The organism is uncultured Rummeliibacillus sp. (genome assembly GCF_934216135.1).
In the GTDB taxonomy this organism is placed as follows: Bacteria; Bacillota; Bacilli; order Bacillales_A; family Planococcaceae; genus Rummeliibacillus.
This window is the reverse complement of the sequence record NZ_CAKQBI010000067.1, coordinates 1-5,000: the sequence shown is the minus strand read 5'-3', so window position 1 is coordinate 5,000 and position 5,000 is coordinate 1. Positions and strand designations below refer to the sequence as shown.

Sequence of the window (5,000 nt, the reverse complement as noted above, 5' to 3'; positions counted from 1 at the left end):
GGACTAAGTCCACTTCAATATCGGAAGAAACAAGGATTTATTTGTTAAAAAAGGTCCAGAAAAACATCCGCACCCCCCAATTGCAACGCAAAAGTACACAACTCCGCAAGAAGCCTAGGTTAAAATAAAAAGTCATTGCGGGCAACCTGAAATTCCTCTAAAGTTATGGTTCCGACACTATAACTGGAGGTAAGAAAAGGGTATACCCTAAATGATCAATATTAAAAAAATACTAAATTATAGATTTATTGTACGATATATTGTACAATAAATAGAAAGATAAATAAATGGGAGGGATTTATAATGGAAGCAGTAGCTTATTCTAATTTCCGACAAAATCTAAAAAGTTATATGAAACAAGTCAATGAAGATGCAGATACATTGATCGTCACTTCAAAAGATATTGAAGATACGGTGGTTGTACTTTCAAAAAGGGATTATGATGCTATGCAGGAGACTTTGCGAGTATTATCGAATAATTATGTGATGGATAAAATTCGAAGAGGAGATAAACAGTTTGAATTAGGAAATTTCACTACTCGAGAATTACTTGAGGTAGAAGAGGATGATTAAAGCTTGGTCAGATGATGCATGGAATGATTATATTTATTGGTATGAACAAGGAAATAAAATGAATATAAAAAAGATTAATAAATTAATCAAAGACATTGATCGTAGACCATTTTTAGGAATTGGAAAACCAGAACCATTGAAACATGACTTGTCAGGGAAATGGTCAAGAAGAATAACGGATGAACATCGACTAATTTATGCTGTAAAAGATGAGACGATTTATTTTTATTCGGCAAGAGATCACTATTAAAAATATTCGTAATATGGTTCTGTTTCAAAGTTTAAAAACAAATCATACTACTACTTGTTTTACAAAAAATTAATTATGGTGGAATTCCTAGTAAAATTTTGATTTCAGTGCAGACTGAAAAGCCGAAGAGATTGCTTTCTTTTCGGCTTTTCTTATATATTCCTCAAATAGTTTCCATGCCCATAATCGTGGTAGAGGCAGTACGGATACTTTGGTAAAATTTACTGCGACGTTTGATTGGACGATGATCTTGTTCAATGAGATTATTGAGATATTTAACCGTTCTATGTTCTGTTTTTAGTATAGAATCCGTTTTTTGTAAATTTTTAACCACACTACCTATAGACGGGGCTTTATCTGTTACAAGAACCTTTGGCTCTCCGAATTGCTTCTTTAATCTTTTTAAAAAGGCATAAGCTGCTTGTGTATCTCGCTTTTTACGTGACCAAATATCTAAAGTTAGTCCATCTGCATTAATTGCTCGATGTAAATAGTGCCACGTTCCTTTGATTTTGATATAGGTTTCGTCCATTGTGATTTTACGGGAGAGGTAGCCATTTTCCAATCGGATAAAAGACATCACAGTTATGCAGTAGCAGCCCTGGATACGACCGTTTGTATGATTCGTAAGGCAGATTTGGATAATCATTTAGACAATTATCCTGAAATAACGCGCCGGATTTTGGCGGATGTGACTCGACGTTTGCAAGTATCGGAAAAACAAACGACTCAAGTGGGGATTGAAAATGTGGCATCGAGAATTGTAGCTTTTCTGGCTGATTATGTGGTAGACGAGAATAACCATACCTTTGTTGACTTACCTATGACGAGAAAGGACTTGGCTTCCTATTTAGGCACAACACCAGAAACGAGCAGCCGGAAGTTCTCAGCTTTGGAAGAACAAGATTTGATTCGACAACATGCCAAGAATCGAATTGAAATTATGGATTTAGATGAATTGCTGTTTTCAGTAGAATAGAAAAAGAGCTTGCCAGATTAGAGTCTGACAAGCCTTTTTTGCAGGTCTTATTTAATTATTATTTTAAAGCATCTACCATTATTTTGCCGAAAGTTAACAAAAACCCCTATATTCAATTAGGAATTAGGGGCTTCTTCATTTTTCTTTATTATAAAATTATTCGTTAGGATCGTCTTCAGCATCTTCTTGCGTTGAATGAACTGTACCTGGAACATGATCTGGGCTAGCATAAATTGTATAAAGTTTTAAGGGTACATTTCCTTTGTTAGTAATATTATGCCATACACCAAGCGGTACAAACACAGCTTCATCTTCGCTTACTTTTTGTTCAAAAGATAAGTTATCCTCAGATGGTCCCATTTGGCATAGACCATCCCCTTGTCCGATACGGATAAATTGGTCATTTTCATTATGGACCTCCAGGCCGATATCTCCACCAACAGGAATTTCCATAACAGTTAATTGTAATTTCTCTCCAGTCCAAAGAGTAGTACGAAAATTAGTATTATCTAATGTTTCCTTCTCTATATTTATAACATAAGGTTTCTTGTCGTTATCAACATTACCGATTAAGAATTTATCATTATTCATATTTATCCCGCCTATACTCTAAATCTTATATCTTTAGCTAAATATTTCAAGTAAAAACACTTTATAATATATGATACAATATTCGTACATTATAAAGGAGGTTTCTGGATTTGGATAGTATAGTAGTGTTCGAAAATGTGACCTTTAAACCTGGAGAAGAAAGTCTGTTAGAGGATATTTCTTTTCAAATTAAAGCGAATGAAATGATAAGGGTTGAGGGGCCTTCGGGAAGCGGTAAAAGTACTTTATTACGACTGATTTCATCGCTGATCCCAAGAACCAGTGGCGACATAATTTATAAGGATCAAATTTTGGAAGAAGTGAATTATCAAACCTATCGCAAATCCATTTCATATGTTTCACAAAATCCTCATTTATTTGGGCGAACAATTCGTGATAATTTTGAATTGGTTTTTGAAGCACATGATAAAGCTTTTGATGAAAAAACCATTTTAGATTATATGGCGGAATTTGGTTTAGCACATATTGATTTGGATAAGTCAATTCATAAAATATCCGGTGGGGAAAAGCAACGGATTGGTTTAATTCGGCACCTAATTTTTCCACCGGCAGTCTTATTGCTAGATGAAATCACTTCATCTCTAGATGAGGACAACCGTCATAAGGTTTGGGATAATTTGTTAGCCTATAAACAAAAACATCAAGTGTCCATTATGTGGGTGAGTCATATCCAAGATGACGCCGTGTTACCAGACTGGATATTCAAAATTCAGGACCACACATTAAGTATTGAAAGGGGTGCATAATATGACAAGTGAATTGACAGTATCACCATTATCACTCGTTTTCTCTTTTGTTCTGGTATTATTTGCCATATCTATCTCTTATAAAGAGAAATTAGGATTGGAAAAAGATATCCTGTGGGCCATGTTGCGGATGGTTGTTCAATTAATCATTATTGGCTATGTTTTAACTTACATTTTTCAAATAGATTCTATAATAGTTACGGCAGTCATTATGATTTTTATGATTATCAATGCGGCTTATAATGCTGACAAACGTGCGGATAAAATACCAAATGCTTTTAAAATTTCCTTAACCGCGATTGTAGTGGGGGTAGTTGCTTCCATTTTAGTCTTAGTTATTTCAGGTTCCATTCAATTTGTACCAGCGCAAATTATTCCTATTACGGGTATGTTGGTAGGAAATGCTATGTCAGTTATTGGTTTGTCATTCCGAAATTTAAATAATGAATTTTCTAAGGCACAACAGGAAGTAAATGAACGTTTGGCTTTAGGGGCATCCATCAAATTAGCTTCTACCGATATTCTGCGCGAATCAATTAAAGGATCACTGCAACCGACAATCGATTCTGCTCGTACAGTTGGTTTGGTACTCCTCCCCGGAATGATGGTTGGGATGATGTTAGCGGGAGCAGTACCTCTAAGTGCGATAATGTACCAGATTTTAATTTACTTCATGATGGTATCAACCTCAGCTATTACATCTTTAATTGCCGTATATCTTTCGTACAAGTACTTTTACACAGACTTTGGTCAATTGAATATTCTAGATAATGAAAAATAAAACTACAATACCTTTAAAGAAAGTTGCGATATGCTCCCCCTAAAGTAGACTTATTTTATTAAGTGTCTACTTCAGGGGGAGCATATCATTTTTAGTCATCAGTCCTATATATTGTAGAGCCGTTTTAATCTTTTTATTTGTAGATTATATATATACATAATTACCTACCTAATCATTTTAAAATGGCTCTAAATCGTTCTGTCAGCGCCTATTTTATTTGTCAAAATCAAAAGTTATCTTATTTTCAACAATTTTCAAGGTTCTGTTGCAAAGTTTAAAAACAAATCATACTACTACTTGTTTTACAATAAATTATGATGGAATCCCTAGTAAAACTTTAATTTCAGTACAGACTGAAAAGCCGAAGAGAGTGCCTTCTTTTCGGCTTTTCTTGTATATTCCTCGAATGGTCTTCATGCTTTTAATCGTGGCTGAAGCCGTTCGAAGACTTTGATAAAACTTATTTCGCCGTTTCATTGGACGATGATCTTGCTCAATTAAGTTATTGAGATATTTCACTGTTCGATGATCTGTTTTCAAATAGAATCCATTTTTCTGTAACTTTTTAAACGCACTACCTATAGATGGGGCTTTATCTGCAAGGAGAACCTTTGGCTCTCCGAATTGTTTATTTAATCGCTTTAAAAAGGCATAAGCTGCTTGTGTATCTCGTTTTTTACGTAACCAAATATCTAAAGTTAGTCCATCTGCATGAATTCCACGGTCATAAAGAATTTCTTGAACTTCTCGATAACTGAGATTATATCGAAGATAGTAACCTACAGCGACAATCTTTACATCTTCCTGAAATTGTTTGCCTTTAAAGTGATCCATCTTCTTTCCTCCAAGCTATCTTTTGACTCTAGTTTATCTTAAAACTAGTTTATCAGTAAATTTTGCAACAGAATCAAATTATCCTAATTATTTCTAATTGATTCTATATGCACTTTACTTAGCGATACATAAAAATTGTGATACAATTTAGTTGTAGTTTTAAAGGATATTATGGTCACTAAGTTACACATATAAATTTTTATGGAGGTGTTGTAGTATGGCAAA

General features: G+C 34.2%; 7 protein-coding genes and 1 pseudogene. 5 read left to right on the top strand and 3 right to left on the bottom strand.

All coding sequences use genetic code 11. The annotated features are described in order from the left end of the window. Positions 1 to 303 precede the first annotated feature (303 nt). Together Q0977_RS17820 and Q0977_RS17815 are read left to right on the top strand one after the other, a co-directional pair. On the top strand, positions 304 to 573 hold the full coding sequence (locus tag Q0977_RS17820) for a type II toxin-antitoxin system Phd/YefM family antitoxin (RefSeq protein ID WP_299516427.1): 270 nt from the start codon (positions 304 to 306) through the stop codon (positions 571 to 573). Beyond that, positions 566 to 823, top strand: a complete 258-nt coding sequence (locus Q0977_RS17815; RefSeq protein WP_299516425.1) for a Txe/YoeB family addiction module toxin — start codon at positions 566 to 568, stop codon at positions 821 to 823. The genes Q0977_RS17820 and Q0977_RS17815 overlap by 8 nt, the downstream gene beginning before the upstream one ends. Before the next feature lie 73 nt (positions 824 to 896). On the opposite strand, the pseudogene Q0977_RS17810 reads toward Q0977_RS17815, so the two are convergent. Continuing rightward, positions 897 to 1,355 (bottom strand): annotated as a pseudogene (locus tag Q0977_RS17810) (IS6 family transposase); the annotation flags it as partial. Positions 1,356 to 1,514: 159 nt separating this feature from the next. On the opposite strand from Q0977_RS17810, the gene Q0977_RS17805 reads away from it, so the two are divergent. After that, positions 1,515 to 1,802, top strand: a complete 288-nt coding sequence (locus tag Q0977_RS17805; protein WP_299516423.1) for a Crp/Fnr family transcriptional regulator — start codon at positions 1,515 to 1,517, stop codon at positions 1,800 to 1,802. Between the two features lie 156 nt (positions 1,803 to 1,958). Here the strand turns inward: Q0977_RS17805 and Q0977_RS17800 are convergent, their stop codons facing one another. Then, positions 1,959 to 2,393 (bottom strand): cupin domain-containing protein, encoded by a 435-nt coding sequence (locus Q0977_RS17800; protein WP_299516421.1) that lies wholly within the window; start codon positions 2,391 to 2,393, stop codon positions 1,959 to 1,961. Positions 2,394 to 2,503: 110 nt separating this feature from the next. Here Q0977_RS17800 and Q0977_RS17795 point away from each other — a divergent pair, with 110 nt between their 5' ends. Both Q0977_RS17795 and fetB read left to right on the top strand, forming a co-directional pair. Next, a complete protein-coding gene (locus tag Q0977_RS17795) occupies positions 2,504 to 3,160 on the top strand; it encodes an ATP-binding cassette domain-containing protein (RefSeq protein ID WP_251869540.1) in 657 nt (218 codons plus the stop codon). 1 nt (position 3,161) lies between these two features. Continuing rightward, a complete protein-coding gene (gene fetB / locus Q0977_RS17790; RefSeq protein WP_007209098.1) occupies positions 3,162 to 3,941 on the top strand; it encodes an ABC transporter permease in 780 nt (259 codons plus the stop codon). 312 nt (positions 3,942 to 4,253) lie between these two features. Here the strand turns inward: fetB and Q0977_RS17785 are convergent, their stop codons facing one another. Next, positions 4,254 to 4,775 (bottom strand): transposase, encoded by a 522-nt coding sequence (locus tag Q0977_RS17785; RefSeq protein ID WP_299516411.1) that lies wholly within the window; start codon positions 4,773 to 4,775, stop codon positions 4,254 to 4,256. Between the last annotated feature and the right edge of the window lie 225 nt (positions 4,776 to 5,000).

What these genes read in the sequence shown, in the direction of transcription:
- Q0977_RS17800 (WP_299516421.1), bottom strand. Translation starts at nt 2,393, where the DNA reads ATGAATAATGATAAATTCTTAATCGGTAATGTTGATAACGACAAGAAA.
- fetB (WP_007209098.1), top strand. Translation starts at nt 3,162, where the DNA reads ATGACAAGTGAATTGACAGTATCACCATTATCACTCGTTTTCTCTTTT.
- Q0977_RS17785 (WP_299516411.1), bottom strand. Translation starts at nt 4,775, where the DNA reads ATGGATCACTTTAAAGGCAAACAATTTCAGGAAGATGTAAAGATTGTC.
- Q0977_RS17820 (WP_299516427.1), top strand. Translation starts at nt 304, where the DNA reads ATGGAAGCAGTAGCTTATTCTAATTTCCGACAAAATCTAAAAAGTTAT.
- Q0977_RS17815 (WP_299516425.1), top strand. Translation starts at nt 566, where the DNA reads ATGATTAAAGCTTGGTCAGATGATGCATGGAATGATTATATTTATTGG.